Origin of the sequence: Pantoea sp. Pa-EAmG (assembly GCF_030024295.1) — a bacterium.
GTDB lineage: Bacteria > Pseudomonadota > Gammaproteobacteria > Enterobacterales > Enterobacteriaceae > Pantoea > Pantoea dispersa.
Map to the genome: position 1 here is coordinate 1 of NZ_JASEWO010000430.1, position 469 is coordinate 469.

The 469-nt window shown below is 45.8% G+C and carries 1 protein-coding gene; it reads left to right on the forward strand.

The window, feature by feature from the left end:
- Nucleotides 1-296 (forward strand): LuxR C-terminal-related transcriptional regulator (locus QMM04_RS23080; RefSeq protein ID WP_282997227.1); only part of this gene is annotated, 296 nt, incomplete at its 5' end.
- Nucleotides 297-469: the final 173 nt, after the last annotated feature.

Genomic DNA, 469 nt, shown 5'->3' on the forward strand with positions numbered 1-469 from the left:
ACTCCCTGCTGGGCACCTACCTGCAAAAGAAACTCAATGCCTCACCGCGCATTTCTGCCGGGCTGGATATTCATCCACTGACATTGAGCCAGACTGAATCGAATATGCTGAAGATGTGGATGTCAGGTCATGACACCATTCAGATTTCGGATAAGATGCAAATCAAAGCGAAAACTGTTTCGTCACATAAAGGCAATATTAAACGCAAAATTAAAACGCATAATAAACAGGTTATTTATCATGTGGTGCGCCTGACAGATAATGTTACCTCGGGCATTTATTTCAACGTGCGATAATTTCACCCACCGATAATACGCTTTGTGGTCAAGGCCAGTCCCCGCGACTGGCCTTGATTATTTTTGAGCGTTTTGCGAGCGCGATCCCACTTCCCCGCTAAGCCTTTATCCCCTGCTGCCGATGCGTGTTTTCAGAACCCCTTACCACTATGAGAGCAAGGAAATGAAAACAG